The sequence below is a fragment of the Ottowia massiliensis genome (assembly GCF_900240305.1).
Classification (GTDB): Bacteria; Pseudomonadota; Gammaproteobacteria; order Burkholderiales; family Burkholderiaceae_C; genus Ottowia; species Ottowia massiliensis.
This window is the reverse complement of the sequence record NZ_LT964854.1, coordinates 2,353,034-2,370,603: the sequence shown is the minus strand read 5'-3', so window position 1 is coordinate 2,370,603 and position 17,570 is coordinate 2,353,034. Positions and strand designations below refer to the sequence as shown.

At 65.2% G+C, this 17,570-nt stretch carries 18 protein-coding genes and 1 other RNA gene; 14 read left to right on the top strand and 5 right to left on the bottom strand.

Annotated elements, in window-relative coordinates; all coding sequences use genetic code 11:
• Nucleotides 1–13: 13 nt before the first annotated feature.
• From C1720_RS10590 to C1720_RS10540, 10 genes are all read left to right on the top strand, one after another.
• Nucleotides 14–1,258, top strand: a complete 1,245-nt coding sequence (locus C1720_RS10590) for an ATP phosphoribosyltransferase regulatory subunit (protein ID WP_050714395.1) — start codon at nucleotides 14–16, stop codon at nucleotides 1,256–1,258.
• 56 nt (nucleotides 1,259–1,314) lie between these two features.
• The gene (locus C1720_RS10585) at nucleotides 1,315–2,691 is read left to right on the top strand and encodes an adenylosuccinate synthase (RefSeq protein ID WP_102284173.1); all 1,377 of its coding nucleotides are present in this window, start codon (nucleotides 1,315–1,317) and stop codon (nucleotides 2,689–2,691) included.
• Nucleotides 2,688–2,930 carry a hypothetical protein gene (locus C1720_RS10580; RefSeq protein ID WP_050714397.1) on the top strand — a complete coding sequence of 81 codons (243 nt, stop codon included), beginning with the start codon at nucleotides 2,688–2,690 and terminating at the stop codon, nucleotides 2,928–2,930. The genes C1720_RS10585 and C1720_RS10580 overlap by 4 nt, the downstream gene beginning before the upstream one ends.
• The gene (locus C1720_RS10575) at nucleotides 2,930–3,454 is read left to right on the top strand and encodes a phosphoribosyltransferase (RefSeq protein ID WP_050714398.1); all 525 of its coding nucleotides are present in this window, start codon (nucleotides 2,930–2,932) and stop codon (nucleotides 3,452–3,454) included. The genes C1720_RS10580 and C1720_RS10575 overlap by 1 nt, the downstream gene beginning before the upstream one ends.
• Nucleotides 3,455–3,638: 184 nt before the next feature.
• Nucleotides 3,639–4,067, top strand: coding sequence for a holo-ACP synthase (gene acpS, locus C1720_RS10570; protein WP_102284631.1), 429 nt, complete (start codon nucleotides 3,639–3,641; stop codon nucleotides 4,065–4,067).
• Nucleotides 4,064–4,993 (top strand): ATP-binding protein, encoded by a 930-nt coding sequence (locus C1720_RS10565; RefSeq protein WP_102284172.1) that lies wholly within the window; start codon nucleotides 4,064–4,066, stop codon nucleotides 4,991–4,993. The genes acpS and C1720_RS10565 overlap by 4 nt, the downstream gene beginning before the upstream one ends.
• Entirely contained in the window at nucleotides 4,990–5,520 is a 531-nt protein-coding gene (locus C1720_RS10560) for an NUDIX domain-containing protein (protein WP_102284171.1), read from the top strand. The genes C1720_RS10565 and C1720_RS10560 overlap by 4 nt, the downstream gene beginning before the upstream one ends.
• Before the next feature lie 80 nt (nucleotides 5,521–5,600).
• The gene (gene cobT, locus C1720_RS10555; RefSeq protein WP_102284170.1) at nucleotides 5,601–6,659 is read left to right on the top strand and encodes a nicotinate-nucleotide--dimethylbenzimidazole phosphoribosyltransferase; all 1,059 of its coding nucleotides are present in this window, start codon (nucleotides 5,601–5,603) and stop codon (nucleotides 6,657–6,659) included.
• A gap of 330 nt (nucleotides 6,660–6,989) precedes the next feature.
• Nucleotides 6,990–8,531 carry a glutamate--cysteine ligase gene (locus tag C1720_RS10550; protein WP_233199931.1) on the top strand — a complete coding sequence of 514 codons (1,542 nt, stop codon included), beginning with the start codon at nucleotides 6,990–6,992 and terminating at the stop codon, nucleotides 8,529–8,531.
• A gap of 329 nt (nucleotides 8,532–8,860) precedes the next feature.
• Nucleotides 8,861–9,490 carry a GDSL-type esterase/lipase family protein gene (locus tag C1720_RS10540; protein WP_102284168.1) on the top strand — a complete coding sequence of 210 codons (630 nt, stop codon included), beginning with the start codon at nucleotides 8,861–8,863 and terminating at the stop codon, nucleotides 9,488–9,490.
• Between the two features lie 222 nt (nucleotides 9,491–9,712).
• Here C1720_RS10540 and hpnC read toward each other — a convergent pair whose 3' ends face one another.
• From hpnC to C1720_RS10525, 3 genes are all read right to left on the bottom strand, one after another.
• The gene (gene hpnC, locus C1720_RS10535) at nucleotides 9,713–10,609 is read right to left on the bottom strand and encodes a squalene synthase HpnC (protein WP_102284167.1); all 897 of its coding nucleotides are present in this window, start codon (nucleotides 10,607–10,609) and stop codon (nucleotides 9,713–9,715) included.
• Between the two features lie 58 nt (nucleotides 10,610–10,667).
• Nucleotides 10,668–10,764: signal recognition particle sRNA small type (ffs, locus tag C1720_RS10530), an RNA gene on the bottom strand.
• A 475-nt stretch (nucleotides 10,765–11,239) separates the two neighbouring features.
• Nucleotides 11,240–11,566: an ArsR/SmtB family transcription factor gene (locus tag C1720_RS10525; protein ID WP_102284166.1), complete on the bottom strand. Its 327-nt coding sequence runs from the start codon at nucleotides 11,564–11,566 to the stop codon at nucleotides 11,240–11,242.
• 54 nt (nucleotides 11,567–11,620) lie between these two features.
• On the opposite strand from C1720_RS10525, the gene C1720_RS10520 reads away from it, so the two are divergent.
• Both C1720_RS10520 and C1720_RS10515 read left to right on the top strand, forming a co-directional pair.
• Nucleotides 11,621–11,983, top strand: coding sequence for a carboxymuconolactone decarboxylase family protein (locus C1720_RS10520; RefSeq protein ID WP_102284165.1), 363 nt, complete (start codon nucleotides 11,621–11,623; stop codon nucleotides 11,981–11,983).
• Between the two features lie 52 nt (nucleotides 11,984–12,035).
• Entirely contained in the window at nucleotides 12,036–12,251 is a 216-nt protein-coding gene (locus tag C1720_RS10515) for a YgaP family membrane protein (RefSeq protein ID WP_102284164.1), read from the top strand.
• A gap of 87 nt (nucleotides 12,252–12,338) precedes the next feature.
• Here C1720_RS10515 and C1720_RS10510 read toward each other — a convergent pair whose 3' ends face one another.
• The gene (locus C1720_RS10510) at nucleotides 12,339–13,559 is read right to left on the bottom strand and encodes an aromatic amino acid transporter (protein WP_102284163.1); all 1,221 of its coding nucleotides are present in this window, start codon (nucleotides 13,557–13,559) and stop codon (nucleotides 12,339–12,341) included.
• Nucleotides 13,560–13,903: 344 nt separating this feature from the next.
• Between C1720_RS10510 and C1720_RS10505 the strand changes: the two genes are divergently transcribed.
• A complete protein-coding gene (locus C1720_RS10505; RefSeq protein ID WP_102284162.1) occupies nucleotides 13,904–14,494 on the top strand; it encodes a YggT family protein in 591 nt (196 codons plus the stop codon).
• 182 nt (nucleotides 14,495–14,676) lie between these two features.
• On the opposite strand, the gene C1720_RS10500 is transcribed toward C1720_RS10505, so the two are convergent.
• Entirely contained in the window at nucleotides 14,677–15,279 is a 603-nt protein-coding gene (locus C1720_RS10500) for a hypothetical protein (RefSeq protein WP_146006989.1), read from the bottom strand.
• A gap of 340 nt (nucleotides 15,280–15,619) precedes the next feature.
• On the opposite strand from C1720_RS10500, the gene C1720_RS10495 reads away from it, so the two are divergent.
• Nucleotides 15,620–17,110 carry an ABC transporter substrate-binding protein gene (locus tag C1720_RS10495; protein WP_102284160.1) on the top strand — a complete coding sequence of 497 codons (1,491 nt, stop codon included), beginning with the start codon at nucleotides 15,620–15,622 and terminating at the stop codon, nucleotides 17,108–17,110.
• Nucleotides 17,111–17,570: the final 460 nt, after the last annotated feature.

Sequence of the window (17,570 nt, the reverse complement as noted above, 5' to 3'; positions counted from 1 at the left end):
GCCTTCACTGCCTATGTCTGCCTGGCTCCTGCCGGATCACATTGCCGATGCCCTGCCCGCCGAGGCGCGGCACATTGAAGACTTGCGCCGCCAGCTGCTGGACGCGGCCTGCGCCTATGGCTACGAGCTGGTCATGCCGCCGCTGGTGGAGTATCTGGATTCGCTGCTCACCGGCACGGGCAGCGCGCTGGAGCTGCAAACCTTCAAGCTGGTCGATCAGCTCTCGGGCAAAACGCTGGGCGTGCGCGCCGACACCACGCCGCAAGTGGCCCGCATTGACTCGCACCTGCTGGGGCGCGAAGGCGTAGCGCGCCTTTGCTACTGCGGGCCGGTGCTGCACACGCGGCCCGAGCGCGCGCTGGCTTCGCGCGAGCCGCTGCAAATGGGCGCGGAAATTTACGGCTACGCCGGGCGCGAGGCCGATCTGGAAATCCTGCTGCTGGCGCTGGACTGCCTGCGCGCCACCGGCCTGGCCGCGCAAGGGCCGCTCACGGTCGATCTGGCCGATGCCCGCATTCCCCGCGCGCTGCTGGCGGGCCTGCCGCTGGAAGCGGGCGCGCTGGACGAAGTGCTGGCCGCGCTGGCCGCCAAGGATGAAAGCCGGCTGGACGCGCTCACGCGCGACTTTCCTTCCGACACGCGCCAGCGCCTGCTGGCCCTGCCCGGCCTGTATGGCGACGAAAACATGCTGGCGCGCGCCGAGCGCACGCTGGGCACGGCCCCGCTGCTGCGCCAGGCGCTGAAAGATTTGCGCTGGCTGGCCGCGCGGCTGGGGCCGGATGTGCGCGTGAGCTTTGACCTGGCCGACGCGCGCGGCTACGCCTACTACAGCGGCATGCGCTTTGCGGTGTACGCCGGCTCGCCCGCGTGCGAAGACGACGCACAGGCGCTTTCCAGCGCCGAGCAGGCGCGCCGCCAGGCCCGTGGGGCCGATGCCGTTTTGCGCGGCGGCCGTTACGACGGCGTAGGCGCCGTTTTCAACCCTTATGTGGAGCGCGAACGCCCCGCCGTGGGCTTCAGCCTGGATGTGCGCCACCTGGCCCGCGCCACGGCCCCGCGCGCGCGCCGCGCCGCCATACGCGCGCCGTGGGCCACGCCCGCCGAAGCGCCGCAACTGGCCGCCGCCATTGCCGCGCTGCGCGCACGCGGCGAAACGGTGATCAGCGACTTGCCGGGCACCGAGTGCCAGCCCGACGAATTCGCGTGCGAGTTGCAGCTGGTGGAAATCGCCGGCGAATGGATCGTGCAGCACACATAAATGGCCGCAAAAATGGCCGCGAGCCTTCTCTTTTTTCTTTTTCAGGAGCGCATTTCATGAAAAGCACAAGCGGACGCAACGTCGTTGTCGTCGGCTCCCAGTGGGGCGATGAAGGCAAGGGCAAGCTGGTGGACTGGCTCACCGAAAGCGCGCAAGGCGTGGTGCGCTTTCAGGGCGGGCACAACGCGGGCCACACCCTGGTCATTGGCGGCCAGCGCACGGCGCTGCACCTCATACCCAGCGGCATCATGCGCGCGGGCGTGACGTGCTACATCGGCAACGGCGTCGTGCTCTCGCCGGCCAAGCTGCTGGAAGAAATTGCCGAGCTGGAAAAAGCCGGCGTGCAAGTGCGCCAGCGCCTGCGCGTGAGCGAAGCCTGCCCGCTCATCCTGCCCCTGCACGCCGCGCTGGACGTGGCCCGCGAAGCCGCGCGCGAGCAAGGCGGCAGCGAAAAAATCGGCACCACGGGCCGGGGCATCGGCCCCGCCTACGAAGACAAAGTGGCCCGCCGCGCCCTGCGCGCGCAAGACTTGCGCCACCCCGACCGCTTTGCCGCCAAGCTGCGCGAGCTGCTGCATCTCTACAACTTCATCCTCACCGGCTTGCTGAATTCGCGCCAGCACCCCTTCGGCCCCGCGCTGGCACCCTACATGAAAGACGGCGAGCTGCTGTTTGAACCCATCTACGCCGAGGCCATGCAGCAGGCCGAAGCCATCCGCCCCATGCTGGCCGATGTCTCGCGCGAGCTGAACGAAGCCCACCTGCGCGGCGACAACCTGCTGTTTGAAGGCGCGCAAGGCACCTTGCTGGACGTGGACCACGGCACCTACCCCTTCGTGACCAGCAGCAACTGCGTGGCGGGCAACGCCGCCGCTGGCGCGGGCATCGGCCCCGGCCTGCTGCATTACGTGCTGGGCATCACCAAGGCCTACTGCACCCGCGTGGGCGGCGGCCCCTTCCCCACCGAGCTGGAATGGGAAAAGGAAGGCACCCCCGGCTGGCACATGAGCACCGTGGGCGCCGAGCGCGGCGTCACCACGGGCCGCCCGCGCCGCTGCGGCTGGTTTGACGCCGCCTTGCTCAAGCGCAGCGCGCAAGTCAATGGCCTCTCGGGCCTGTGCATCACCAAGCTCGACGTGCTCGACGGCCTGCCCGAACTCAAACTCTGCGTGGGCTACGAACTGGACGGCCGCCACATCGACCTGCTGCCCCTGGGCGCAGACGACATCGCCCGCTGCAAACCTGTTTACGAAACGCTGGAAGGCTGGAGCGACAGCACCGTGGGCCTGACCGAATACGACAAGCTGCCCATCAACGCGCGCCTGTATTTGCAGCGCATCGAACACGCCACGGGCGTACCCATCCACCTCATCTCCACCAGCCCCGACCGCGATCACACCATCATGACGCGGCACCCCTTCCTGGCCCCATGAGCACCCTGTTCATGCTGGGCGCCGTCAGCGGCAGCGGGCGGCTGCGGCACCGCATCCACATCATCCAGGGCGACAGCGGCTGCCTGGTGTGCCAGTGGTGGAACGGCCCCGGCGGCACGCTGCGGACGGCCGATGCGCAACTGCCCACGCTGGATGCCGTGCAAGCCTTCATTGACCAGCAAGGCTGGCGCGTGCAGTGGCTGCCCAATGACATTGTTTCCCTGCAAGGACCCCGCTGATGCTGACCGAAGACGGCAAACACCTGTATGTGAGCTACGACGAATACCACCAGCTCATCGAAAAGCTCGCCCTCAAAATCCACCTCTCGGGCTGGCGCTTTGACACCATCTTGTGCCTGGCGCGCGGCGGCATGCGGCCCGGCGACATCCTCAGCCGCATCTTCGGCGTGCCGCTGGCCATCATGTCCACCAGCAGCTACCGCGCCGCAGCGGGCAAGGTGCAAGGCCACCTGGACATTGCCCACTACATCACCACGCCCCAGGGCCAAATCGCAGGCCGCGTGCTGCTCGTTGATGACCTGGCCGACACCGGCGTCACGCTGCAAGCCGTGGTGCAGCGCCTGCGCAGCAGCTACCCGCCCATCACCGAAATGCGCACCGCCGTGCTCTGGAGCAAAGGCTGCTCCAGCTTCCAGCCCGACTACTGCGTGGAGCGCCTGCCCACCAACCCCTGGATACACCAGCCCTTCGAGAACTACGACGAGCTGCCGCCCGAAAAGCTCATGGCCCGCTGGAAGCTGTGAGCAAGCCGGAAGGCCGCCTGCAATGCCCCGAAAACACTCCTGAATCAGGAGCGAATTCAGACCCATCAAAAGGGCGTTCAGCGCACATTCGGCTAGGACATCATGCTATGGATCAAGGAGCTAATTCTGCCCCGCCCTGCCCTTTTTTCCTGCCCTTCAACCTTCTGCACTCTTGCGCCTCACCATGATCTACGGCATCGGCACTGACATCTGCGACATCCGCCGCATCCGCGCCAGCTTCGGGCGGCATGGCGAGCGCTTCGCCGAAAAAATTCTCTCCGGCGGCGAGCTGGCCGTGTGGCGCCGCCGCAGCGCCCGCTGGCCCGAGCGCGGCCTGCGCTACCTGGCCACGCGCTTTTCGGCTAAGGAAGCGTTCAGCAAGGCCATCGGCACGGGCATGAGCGGCCCCATGCAGTGGCAGCTGTGTGAAATCGCCAACCGCCCCGGCGGCGCGCCGCAAGTGGTGCTGCACGGCGCGCTTCAAAGCTGGTTTGCCGAACGCGGCCTGCGCGCGCACATCAGCCTCACGGACGAGAGCGAATACGCCGCCAGCTTCTGCGTCGTTGAATGCGCCGATGAAACCCGCATTCAGGCGCCAGGGAGCCAGCCATGACCGCGCTGGAAGAGTTGCTGGCCACGCTCATCGCCCGCGTGGAGCGCCTGACCGAGCGGCTGGACGCCGCCCTGCCCCGCCCGCTGACCGCGCCCGACTGGCCGCGCGCCGTGGCCTGGCGCTACCGCAAGCGCGGCGGCGCCTGCCGGCTGGAGCCGGTGCCCAGCGTGGGCGCCATCGCCCTGGGCGACCTGAAGGAAATCGACGCGCAAAAAGAAAAAGTCGCGCGCAACACCCTGCAATTTCTGCAAGGCCGCCCGGCCAACAACGTGCTGCTCACCGGCGCGCGCGGCACGGGCAAGTCATCGCTCATCCGCGCCTGCCTGAACGAATGGGCCGCGCAGGGCCTGCGCCTGATTGAAGTGGACAAGGCCGACCTGCCCGACCTGCCCGACATCATGGCCCTGGTGGCGGGCCGCCCCGAAAAATTCATCATCTACTGCGACGACCTCAGCTTTGACGAAGGCGAGCCGGGCTACAAGGCCCTCAAAAGCGCGCTCGACGGCAGCGTGGCCGCCGCCGCGCCCAACGCGCTCATCTACGCCACCAGCAACCGCCGCCACCTGCTGCCCGAAACCATGCGCGACAACCTGGCCGCCCGCCACGGCGAAAACGGCGAGCTGCACCCGGGCGAGGCCATCGAGGAAAAAGTCTCCCTCTCCGAGCGCTTCGGCCTGTGGGCGAGCTTTTACCCCTTCAGCCAGGACGAATACCTGCGCATCGCCGCCCAGTGGCTGGCCGCGCTGGGCGCCAGCCCCGAGCAAATCGCCGCCGCGCGGCCCGAAGCCCTGATCTGGGCGCTGGAGCGCGGCTCGCGCAGCGGCCGCGTGGCGCAGCAATTCGCGCGCGACTACATGGGGCGGAGCGCATCTGATCAACCCCCGGCAGCCGCCGCGCCAGCTGCCACGCAAGGCGGCCCGGCATGAACAGCCGCATCCTCCACGCCGACCCGCAGCTGCCCCGCACGGGCGGCGCGCAGCAGGCGCAGCGCCAGGCCATCGACGTGGCCGTCGGCATCCTCATCCGCGCAGACGGCTCATTCCTGCTCACCACGCGCCCGCCCGGCAAAGCCTACGCGGGCTACTGGGAATTTCCGGGCGGCAAGCTCGAAGCGGGCGAAACCGTCGCCCAGGCCCTGGCGCGCGAACTCAATGAAGAGCTGGGCCTGACGCTGGAGGCCGCCGCCATCCGCCCCTGGCGCCAGCAACTGGTGGACTACCCCCACGCCCTGGTGCGCCTGCACTTTTGCAAAGTCCACGCCTGGCGCGGCCAGCCGCAAATGCGCGAAGGCCAGCAGCACGCCTGGCAAACCCTGCCCGTGCAAGTGGCGCCCGTGCTGCCCGGCACGATTCCCGTGCTGCAATGGCTGCAAGAACAAGCGCGGGAAAAACCGCCAGCCGCGCCCTCGGCAAAACCGGCCCATCGCTCCTCAAACAATAGCGGCATGCGCTGACTGCACAAGGACAAACGCCCGATTCCGCGCCTGAAAGTCTCTGGTGACGGCATTTCTTCCACCTCGCAAGGACAAACACCATGACATCCGAACTGCCCGGCCTCATTCCAGACATCGCCGCCCCCGACACCGCCCTGGCCACGCGCATTCAGAGCCTGCTCGACAGCAAAACCAAGCCGACCGGCTCGCTGGGCCGCCTGGAAGCGCTGGCCGTGCAAATCGGCCAGGCGCTGGGCAGCGAAGCGCCGCGCCTGGCGCAGCCGCAAATGCTGGTGTGCGCGGCCGACCACGGCATTGCCGCGCAAGGCGTCTCGCCCTTCCCGGTGGACGTGACTTGGCAGATGGTGCGCAACTTTCTCGCTGGCGGCGCCGCCATCAGCGTGCTGGCGCGCCAGCACGGCGTCGCGCTCACGGTGGCCGACTGCGGCGTTCGCCAGCCCTTTGAAGACGCGCCCGGCCTGCGCCAGATGCGCATTGCCGCCGGCACGGCCGACAGCACGCAAGGGCCGGCCATGAGCCTGGCGCAGTGCGAGCAGGCCATCCGCAATGGCCGCGCGCTGGTGCAAAGCCTGCCGGGCAATGCCGTGCTGCTGGGCGAAATGGGCATCGGCAACACCAGCGCCGCCTCCTTGCTGCTGGCGCGGCTGACAGGGCGCGAAAGCGGCGCCGCGCTGGCCGCATGTGTGGGGCGCGGCTCCGGCCTGGACGACGCGGGCCTGCAACGCAAGTGCGAAACACTGGCGCGCGCCCTGGCGGCCAATGCCGGCGCGCGCACGCCGCTGGCCGCGCTGGCCGCGCTGGGCGGCTTTGAAATCGCCACGCTCACCGGCGCGCTGCTGCAAGCGGCAAGCGAGCGGCGCGTGATCGTCGTCGATGGCTTCATCACCACCGCCGCCGCGCTGGCAGCCTGCGAACTCGCGCCCAACGCGCGCCCCTACTGCGTATTCGCCCACCACTCGCAAGAGCGCGGCCACACGCTCATGCTGGAGCGCCTGCACGCCCAGGCGCTGCTCGATCTGGGCCTGCGCCTGGGCGAAGGCACCGGCGCCATGCTGGCCTGGCCGCTGCTGCAAAGCGCCTGCGCCATCCTGAACGAAATGGCCACGTTTGAATCCGCGCAAGTCTCCAACCGGGCTTGAGGGCTTGCCAATCCCGCCAAACCGCAGAGCGCGGTCAATGGCTGGCAGGGCCTTCATGCCAGCGCCACCCAAAAACAGGAGCGGATTCATGGGGGCAAAAATGCCTTGTTGCGCACATTCCACTAGGACATCATGCTATTGATTAAATAGCTAAACTGACCTGCATGCTTTCTGCTTGGCCATCAACGCGAATTGGGCGGAAAAAGCGTAGAACGGGCGTGCGACAGGCGCTGAACAAACACGAGACAGGCGCAGAAAGACGCTCCGCCCGCCGCGCAGGGGCCGTGTGTTACCTTCCTTTGCCATTGAACGACCCCGGGGCTTGACGACATGAACGCATCCAGTGATTTGCTTTTGCGCCGCCTGGCGGCCTTGCCGCCCGAGGCCCTGCCGGGCATGCGGCGCGGGCTGGAAAAAGAAAGCCTGCGCGCCGCGCCAGATGGCGCGCTGGCGCTCACGCCGCATCCGGCGGCGCTTGGCTCGCCGCTCACGCACCCGCACATCACCACGGATTTCAGCGAGTCGCAGCCGGAGCTGGTCACGGGCACGCATGGCAGCGTGCAGGCTTGCCTGGATGAGCTGCGGCAGATTCACCAAGTGGTGTATGCCGAAATGGCGGCGCTGGGCGATGAGATGCTGTGGGCTTCCAGCATGCCCTGCAAGCTGCCGCCTGATGAAATGATTCCGCTGGGCTACTACGGCACCAGCAACGTGGGCCGCGCCAAGAGCGTCTATCGCATGGGGCTGGGGCACCGCTACGGGCGGCGCATGCAGACCATTTCGGGCATTCACTACAACTGGTCGCTGCCGGGCGCGGGCAGCGAGCAGTATTTCGGGCTGATCCGCAACTTCCGCCGCCACGCCTTTTTGCTGCTGTACCTGTTTGGCGCCTCCCCCGTTGTGTGCGGCACTTTCGTGCAGGGCCGCCAGCATGCCTTGCAGCCGCTGGGCAGCCGGGCCATGTATCTGCCGCACGCCACGTCGTTGCGCATGGGGCGGCTGGGGTACCAGAGCGATGCGCAATCCACGCTGGCCGTCAGCTACAACGGCCTGGAAGGCTACGCCGCCTCGCTGCAAGACGCGCTCACGCGCCCCTGGCCCGCGTATGAAGCCATCGGCATCCAGGCGCCCAGCGGCGACTACAACCAGCTGGCCGTCACGCTGCTGCAAATTGAAAACGAGTTCTACGGCACGATTCGTCCCAAGCGCGTGATCGAGCCGGGCGAGCGCCCCCTGCACGCCTTGCGCGCGCGCGGCGTGGAATACGTGGAAGTGCGGCTGATGGACCTCAATCCCTTCCTGCCCGTGGGCATAGACGAGCAGACCATGCGCTTTCTGGATGTGTTCTTGCTGCACTGCCTGCTCAGCGACAGCCCGCCCGACAGCCCCGCCGAAATCGAAGCGCTCAAGCGCAACCAGCATCTGGTGGCCGAGCGCGGCCGCGAGCCGGGCCTCAAGCTTGCCTGCGGCGGCATGGAAGTGGCGCTGACCGACTGGGCCGCCCAGGTGCTGGGCGAGCTGCCCGCGCTGGCCCGCGCGCTGGACGAAGCCCTGGGCGGCGACGGCCACCAGGCCGCCGTGCAGGCCGCGCAGCAGGCCCTGCACAACCCCGTCCTGCTGCCCTCGGCCCGTGTGCTGGCGGCGCTGCCCGGCTATGGCGACAGCTACGTGGCCTTCATGCTCGACCGCTCGCAGCAAATCCGCTCCCTCATGCTGGCGCAGCCGCCCGGCACCGCCTTGCGCCAGCGCTTTGCCGAAATGGCCGTGCAATCGCGCGCGCAGCAGCATGCAATTGAAGTGAGCGACACCCTCAGCTTCGAGCAATACCGCCGCGAATACACCTCGCCCGCGCGCCTGTCGCCCCAGGCCTGAAAGCCGCGCCCATGCCCAGCTCTGCGACAGTCTCATGTCCTACGGCATGGCCGTCTGCAAAAGCCGTCAGTGCGTCGCCAGCCGTGGCCTTGGTTTTTCATGATTTCAAAAAGCAGGGCGCGCTGCCCGCTGCGCTGGCGCAAGACGGCACCAGTGCCCTGATGCAAGATGGCACCAGTGCCCTGATGCTGGTCCGCCCCAGTCTCATCAGAAGCCCCGTACTGCTCTTTCCTCCCCGCAAGGCAAGTGGCGCAGACAGCGCAAACCACGTGCCGCAAACCTGGGCGCAATGGCCGAGGCCAGACGCATCCGCCTGATTTCTCTCCTCCATGCCCTCGCGCCGCTGCGCCTTCCTCCTGCTTGCTTGTGCCTGCCTGCTGCCCGCCTGCGGCCGCAAAAAGCCACCCGTCACGCGTGTGCCGCCCGGTGCGCCCGTGCTGGCCTTGGGCGACTCGCTCACCTGGGGCGTTGGCGCGACGCCTGAAACCAGCTACCCAGCCGTGTTGGCGGCGCTGACGGGCTGGCGCATCGCCAACGGTGGCGTGCCCGGCGACACTGCCGCGCAAGCCTTGCAACGCCTGCCCGGCCTGCTGCAAGAACACGCGCCGCAACTGGTCATCGTCAGCATTGGCGGCAATGACTTTCTGCGCCGCCTGCCCGAAGCCAACACGCACCGCCACATCCGCGCCATCTGCGAGCAAGCCAAGGCCAGCGGCGCGCAAGTGCTGCTGGTGGCCGTACCCGCCCTCACCCTTTCCGCCGCCCTGGGGCGCTTGAATGACCACGCGCTCTACGCCAGCCTGGCTGACGAGCTGCAACTGCCCCTGTTTGCGAACGGCTGGAGCCGCGTGCTCGCCCAGCCCGCTCTGCGCAGCGACGCCGTGCATGCCAACGCCCAAGGCTATGCCGAATTCGCCCGGGCGTTGAACGCTTTCGCACGGCAGGCCGGCCTGCTTTAAGAGCCTTTTCAAAGCAGCCCACCTGCGTTCTGGCGCTAGCCGGGCGGCATCGGAATCAGGAGCGCGATACGCAGATGCGCCCTTGCGGATTTGCCATGGAACTTGATTGAACATTTGTTGCCACGACAGCGCGGGTTTTGCGGCTTGCTTGGGGCTAGGCAAGGGTTCGCAAGGCCCAAGTCCGTGCTTTTTGCGCTCACGAACGCGCGGGTGAGCCGCCTCTCACATGAGTAGGCAGCGCCACAGCACGCGCGGCGCGTCGCGGCGGCGCAGCACGGGGCGCGTGGCCAGGGCGCGCGGGCCGAGGGCGCGGGTCTGCGCCAGCACGCTCAGGGCGGCTTGCACCACGGCGCGCAATTCCCAGCCCGCGCGGCCCGGCACGCGATGCACCAGCGGCGCGCCTTGCAGCATGGTGGCGCGGGCGTGGCGGGTGAGCGATTCCAGCAGGCGGGCGGCGCGCTCATCGTCTGGGCGCAGGGCCGCGAACTGCTCGCGCGGGGCGGTGATGGCGATGCCGTGCGCGGCGCATTCGGCCAGCGGCAGGTAGTAGCGGCCACGGGGAATGTCCACGCTCAAGTCTTGCCAGAAGTTGATGAGTTGCAGCGCGGTGCAGATGGCGTCGCTCTCGCGCAGGGCCTGCTCTTGCGTCACGCCATACAGGTGCAGCAGCAGGCGGCCCACGGGGTTGGCCGAGCGGCGGCAGTAGTTCAGCAAGGCGGGCATATCGGCGTAGGCGGCGCCGTCGCGCGTCATCGTCACGTCTTGCACGAAGGCGCTGAACAAATCGTCCAGCGGCTGCGCGGGCAGGCCGAAGGCGCGCATCTGCGCTGCCAGCGGAACAAACACCTGCGGCCAGCGGGGCGAAGGCGGCTGGCCTTGCGCTACGGCCAGCAGGTCAGCGCGGTAGCGGGCCAGATCGCGCAGCCGGGCGGCGGCAGGCGCATCGCCTTCATCGGCCAGGTCGTCCGCCGTGCGGGCGAAGTGGTAGATGGCGGCAATGGGCGCGCGCAAGCGCGGCGGGCACAGCCAGGAAGCGACGGGGAAGTTTTCGTAATGCTCAACCGGCTGGGGCGGCTGGGGCGCGAATCCGGCTGGCGGCGGGCGTTCGTCTGGGGGCATCGCGTTGCGCGTTTTCGTTCAGGCGCGCCGCCGGAGCGGGAGAGAAGGGAGAAGAAAGGATGACGAGCCTTGACCCCGGCACTGGCTCCACGGTTAGGGCTGCTTGGTTCCCCACCTGACCCGGTTGGCCGCTTCCCCATGCGGGAAGGCCCGTCGGGGCGCGATTGTAGTGGCTGGGCGCGGCGAGCAGACTGTCCGCCTGCTTTCATGCGCAGCCCTGGGCGGCTCAGGCCAGCGGCCTGGATTTGCTCTTCATTCGATAGCAGAAACTCCCCTCCAAACGGGCGCAAACGCCGTTTTCAGGGCGTTGAATCCGCTTCTGTTTTTGATGCCCCGCGTTTTCTCTTCACCCAGGCCCGCGCTGCACATTCCTGAAAGCCAGGTGGATTGCGGCGGCCATTCAGAAATCTGCGGCCCCCGCTTTCCGGCAGCCAATTGCCCTTTTCCGCAAGAGAAGCGCTGGACAGAAAGGCAAGGCACGCGGACGCAAGCCAATAGCCAATCGCGTTGGCCACGCTTCAAGCACGAGACTGTTTGTCGATGCCGTGCTTTATCACTGCCGGGCAGACTTCCCTTGACGCGATCTGCCAAGGCGCTTTGGCGCCTTTCGCGTGATTCACCTTCGGCACATCACCCTAAGGCAGCGGGACAGTGCAGCTCATGCAGCGTTTGCAGCAGACGCAGCACATCCGGGCGGGCGATGGCGTAGTAGATGTTCTTGCCGTCGCGGCGGGTGCTGACCAGCTCTTCGCTGCGGAGCACGGCCAGTTGCTGCGAGAGCGTAGGCTGGCGAATGCCCAGCGCGGCTTCCAGATCGCTCACGCAGCTTTCGCCTTGCGAGAGCTGGCACAGCAGCAGCAGGCGGTCTTCATTGGCCAGCATCTTGAGCATGCGCACGGCAGCCGCCGCGCCGCTGCGCATGGCTTCGGGGGTGACGGAGAGAACAGAGGCGTCCATACAATCTATATTTTTATATACTATTGCTTTCTTAACTGAAAGGAGTGTACCTTCATGAGCAAAAGCTACCGCGACATCATTGAACACGTGACTTCCTGGCTGGGGCCGCTGCGCAAGGATATCCCGCAAACCATGCAGGCGTTTCACGCGCTGTCGCAGGCGGGGCAAGGCGATGGAGCGCTGGACAAGAAAACCAAGGAATTGATCGCCTTGGCGCTGGGCGTGGCGGCGCGCTGCGACCCTTGCCTGGGCTTCCACGCACAGGCGCTGGTACGGCTGGGCTGCACGCGGGCGGAGCTGGAAGAAATGCTGGCGGTGTGCGTTTACATGGGCGGCGGCCCCTCTCTGATGTATGCTGCCAACGCACTGGCCGCCTACGAGGAATTTGGCGGCGAAAAGGCCGCCACGGCGGCATGAATTCCCCACGATGGTTTCATCAACCCAGGCATATCCAGAAAGGAGACAAGCCATGAAACTCAACGTTGGCGGCATTGACCGCATTTTGCGTATTCTCGTAGGGCTGGTGCTGATTGTGGCAGCGGCGCTGGGCTATATTGGCTGGTGGGGTTATATCGGCGTGGCGCCGCTGGTGACGGGGATTTTCCAGTTTTGTCCAGCATACCGGCTGCTGGGCCTGAGCACCTGCCCGGTGAAATTGCAGCCGCCCGGCCAGGAAGAAAAATAGGCGTCAATTCATGCCACAAAAAAGCCCGGAAAGCATTCCCGGGCTTTTTTATGCAATCGGCCTTCTGAAAAGGCGTAAATGGCGTTTTCAGCCCCTGAAAACCGGCAGAACATCGGCGCGACTGAGAATCTGCGCCAGAACGTTGAGCACGCCAAACAAAAAAACCCAAACCATCAGCCACAGGCCGCCATACACCTGGTAGCCCTTGCCTGCGCCAAATTTCTTGCGGCACGCATGCAGCAGCAAGGCAGGCACGAAAGCCGTCCATACCGTGGCGGCGAAGCCTACGTAGCTGATTGCCAGCACGAATCCTGTGGGAAACAGCAAACAAGCTGCCAGCGGCGGCAAAAAAGTCAGAGCGGCGGCCTTGCTGCGCCCGGCGCGGCTGGAGTCAAATCCGAACAGGTCGCTCAGGTAATCCAGCAAGCCCAGCGTGACGCCAAGAAACGACGAAGCAATGGCCATGTAGGAGAAAAACGATAGCACCCTGACCAGCCCGCTGCCTGCCACACCCGCCAGCGCGTCAAGCAAGGCGGCCACGTTGTCCTGCGCGGCAATCACCGGGCCGAATTCGCTGCGCGGCAGATTGCCTTGCACAGCAAATTGCCAGAGCGCGTAAATCAGCAGCGCAATCAATGTGCCCAGCCACAGCGAGCGGGCCACCTTGCGTGCATCGCCCTTGAAATAGTCAAACAGGCCTGACACGTTGCCATGAAAGCCGAATGAAGCCAGGCACACGGGCAGGGCCGCGCCCGCATAAATCCAGTAATGCGCCTGGCCGCCTGAAGCCGTATCAAGCAAGATATCTGGCTGCGCCGAAGCAAGCAAGCCGCCATTGGCCCATAAAAAGCTGACGACCATGCCGCCAATCAAAATAGTGGTCGCGCGATCCACCCAATAAACCGACCACCAAACGCAAGCCGAGAAAATCAGTGTGAAAATGATTTGCCCCACCCACAAGGGCTGCCCCAACGCATGCGCCGTGAGATTGCCGCCCGTAAAAATATAGGCATACGTGAGCAAATACAGCACGAAAGCGACAGAAAGGCCATTGACGGCGCTCCAGGCCGGGCCTAGCAGGTCTTTGACGATGGTGTCGAAATTGGCGCCGCGCGGATAATGCGTGGTGGCCTCCAAAATCATCAGCCCCGACGACAGCATGGAAAACCAGGTGTAAAGCAGCACCGCCAGCGAACCAATAAACCAGACGCCTGAAGTAGCCGTTGGATTGGCGAGCATGCCCGCGCCAATAACCGTGCCGGCAATGATCATGGCGCCGCCAAAAATGGAGGGATTTCTGGAATTCATGTTCAGGCTTTCCGTTATTCAGTGCGGTGTGGCAGTTTTACGGCAATTCCAGGCGAATCGCACCATTGCGGCCCGTCTGATTGGCTGCATATCGGTCAATCCCATCAGGCCACCCGTTTCATCAGCAGGCAAAAATTATACAAATACAAACGCATTGATTAAGCTGGTGGTCTGAATGAAAAGTGAAAGACGCAGGCCCGCAATTCACAGGCCGCCAGCCATTTTTGCGCGTCTTCGTGCGAGGCGCCTCTGGCCTCACGCGCTCACGCGTCACACGATCGCGTTGCAAACGATTGCTAGCGTCTATCATCCACTGCACCGATTTTTTTGCTTTTGGAAACGCCATGCTGCATGACTTTCTCAATCTGCTGACACAAATCCTGGCTTCCGTGGTGGGGGGCGCGTGCCTGTTGCGTGTATGGCTGCGCCTGCGCGGCGAGTCGTGGCAAAAACTGGTGCTGGCTCCTTTGCTGACCGTGCTGACCGGCTGGCTGGTCACTCCGCTTGAAACGCTGGCACAGGCGCTGCGCCTGCCAGTGAACCAGCCTGGCCAGCGCTGGGACGTGATCAGCCTGCTGGTGGCCTTCGTGCTGGAGCTGCTGCGACAGGCCGTTCTGCTGTCAGGCCTGCGCCAGCCGCCTTGGAGCGCATGGCTGCCGCTGGCGCTATTGGGTGTGCTGTGGATGGCCCTTTCCGTGGCGCAGATCATGGTGCTGCTGGCCGCGCTGGCTTCCTGGCTGCGGCCCGGCATGGATGAGCTGCGCTGGCTGGAGCGCCTCACCCGCCCGCTGCTGGCCCCCGCACGCCGCCTGCTGCCGCCGTTCAAGGGCATTGACTGGTCACCGCTGCTCGTGCTGCTGGTTCTCTATCTACTGGGCGTGGGGGTGTCTTACTTGCAGGGGCGGCTGGTACAGGTTTTTCTGCTCTTGAAATAAAAGCGGCCCAGGCCCGTTCGGCCAGGACTTGCGGCCCACGGAATGTCCAGAAACGGCGGGAATCGCTTCAGCGTCTGACCCTGAATGCGAAAAAACGGCTCCGCGCAGCCAGCTATACAAGCCAAGCCACCCTTGAGCCATTCTTTCCGCAGCCCCATCCCCGCTTCGTCCTGTTCACGGTTTCAGTCTGGTGACTGAATAATGGATTTCCTGATTTCCAAATGCCCCCGTGGCGGCAAAATTGCATCAACCTGGTGAATCAGATTCCGGTTCGGATCATAGGTATGAAAATGCAATAAAACCGTCCCGTCGGCGCTGCGTTTCATGTTTGGCAAGGCGTTTTCAATGCCTGCTTTCCTGATTTGCTGAATAGCCAGAGGCGCTGTTTCGGTCACCAATACGCCCCCTGCATTTTCTAAACGGGCAATCACGCCGGCCCACCATACGGAATCAGCTCCCCGGCCGCAGGGATTCAAAGCGCGTTCGGCCCGGTTTTCTTCGCGCACGCCCAAAATAGATCCGTCAGGCAGCGCGACATATCCATACCGGGGGCCATCCATTTGCTGCTTGTTTCGCACGCCATAAAACGTGCAGCCGTTGCGCGTCAGAACGTCAATGACGCTGGCTTCCACTTGTGAACGAGGCCAGTTCGATTCGGCCTCCGCCTGGGCAAGAACGCGCTCCAGCGCGGAGGCGGCTGCGGTATCTGCCGTAAAAGTCATGATGAACATTCCACTTGCCAGAAGAATGAAATGATGAATCAGGGAAGAAAGGGTTTTGCTCAATTGTCAGCGTCTCCATCAAGAGGCAGTGTGGCAGGTGCATTTTGTTCGGCATCATATTATTCATTGCCACGCGCATGTTTTTCGTGGCCTGCCAATTCGGGGTTATATATCAACTCCTTGCTTCGGAATATCCAACAAAAGCCCAAAACCAGAAATAGCCTCGCTGCGACGGCTCTGGCATCTGTTTGTCGCATGGGTTTCCATGCAAATAACCTTCATACGAAACACGTATCCTCCCATCTGAAGCCGAAGCAAGTGGCAAATGCCGGCCAGGCAGGCCGCTTCACGGGCTGGCGCGCTACCATGCGCGCCCTTTTGTCTCTGAGCGCTTTCCTCTCACATGACTGTCTCGATACGACGCCGCCATTTCACCCTGGCCCTGCCGGCCCTGGCCGCCTTGGCGCAGCCCGCGCTGGCTCGCTCTCCCAGCTCGCTCACGCTGGGCATGACGCTGGAGCCGCCCGGGCTGGATCCCACGGCCGGCGCAGCCTCGGCCATCGCCGAAATCATGCTCTACAACGTCTTTGAGACGCTCCCCAAAATCCGCCCCGACGCCAGCGTCGGCCCGCTGCTGGCGCAAAGCTGGCACAGCTCGCCTGATCTGAAGCAGTGGACGTTCCATCTGCGCGAAGACGCACGCTTTTCCAACGGCGCGCCGCTGACGGCGCAAACCGTGCAATGGGCCTTCACGCGCGCCGCCAGCGAAGGCAGCACCAACAAAGACCGGCGCACCTTCACCGCCATGCGCCAGATTGCCGCGCCCGATGAGCGCACCGTGCGCATCGAACTGGAGCAGCCCGATGCCGATCTGCCCTTCAAGCTGGGCCAGGCCACCGCCATCATCGTCGAGCCGGGCAGCGCCGCCGGCAACGCCACGCGCCCCGTCGGCAGCGGCCCTTACGTGCTGGACAAATGGCAGCGCGGCGCTTCCCTCACCCTCAAGGCCTGGCCGCAGTGGCGCGAGGCGGGCGCCATTGCCATTGGCCGCGCCGTCTTTCGCTTCATCAGCGACCCGGCCGCGCAAGTGGCCGCGCTGCTGGCGGGCGATGTGGATGCCTTTGTCCGCATGAGCGAGCGCGGCGCCGCGCGCCTGAAGGCCGATGGGCGCTTTGCGCTGCTGCAAAGCGGCTCGCGCGCCAAAACCATCGTCGCATTCAACCACCGCCACGCGGCCTTGCGCGATGTGCGCGTGCGCCGCGCCCTGTGCGCCGCCATTGACCGCCAGGCCGTGCTGCAAGCGGGCCAAAACGGCCTGGGCACGCCCATCGGCAGCTACTACACCCCCGGCAGCCCCGGCTACGTGGACCGGACCGGCGTCAATGCCTATGACCCGGACAAGGCCCGCCAGCTGCTCAAAGAGGCCCTGCCCGATGGCCCCCTGTCGCTCACCCTCACCCTGCCGCCCACGCCCTACGCCCGCCAGGGCGGCGAAGTCGTGGCCGCGCAGCTGGCGCAAGCGGGCGTGCGCGTGAAAGTGCAAAACGTGGAATGGGCGCAGTGGCTCAGCCACGTTTACGGGCAGGCGCAGTTTGACCTCACCCTCATCAGCCACGTCGAGCCGCTCGATCTGGGCAACTGGAGCAAGCCCGGCTACTACTGGGGCTACGAAAACCCCGCCTTCGACGCCCTCTACGAGCGCCTGCGCGCCAGCGCCGATGAAGGCGAGCGGCTGAAGCTGCTGGAGCAAGCCCAGCGCCTGCTGGCCGAAGACGCCGCTGCCATCTTCCTGTACCAGCCGCACTGGCTGACCGCCGCCCGCAAGGGCCTGCAAGGGCTATGGGAGCAGATGCCCATCTCGGTCAATGACCTGGCGACCCTGCGCTGGCAATGAGCGCGGCCGGGCGGCAGTAAAAACAGAAGCAAATTTGAGGGGGTCGAAAGGCCGCTTTGCGCAAGTTCTACTAGGACCTAACGCTATTGCTTTAGGAGCGAGATCGATCCGCTTTTCTCTTCTATTACCTCGCAGGCCGCCTGCATTCCCGACTTGTGCGGGCGATGGTTTTTTATCAGCACCTGCCCACGATCTGACCATGAGGGGCAAAAAGGCGCATCGGGATGGGCGCAAAGCGCAGGCGGACCTCACGCCTCATTTGAGATTTGCAACGGTCACGAGCGCCCGGGGCCGCCCCAAGGCCGCACTTACTGCACTTGCGAACAGACACTCGCGAACAGATTGTGGGCAAGCTCTCTGACAAGGCTGGAGCGCGGAGTGGCTGGACTGGTTTGTGCGAACTGCCGACCTGCTCTCTGTCCCCTTTTTCAGGAAAAGAAATAGAGCGGAACCACCTTGC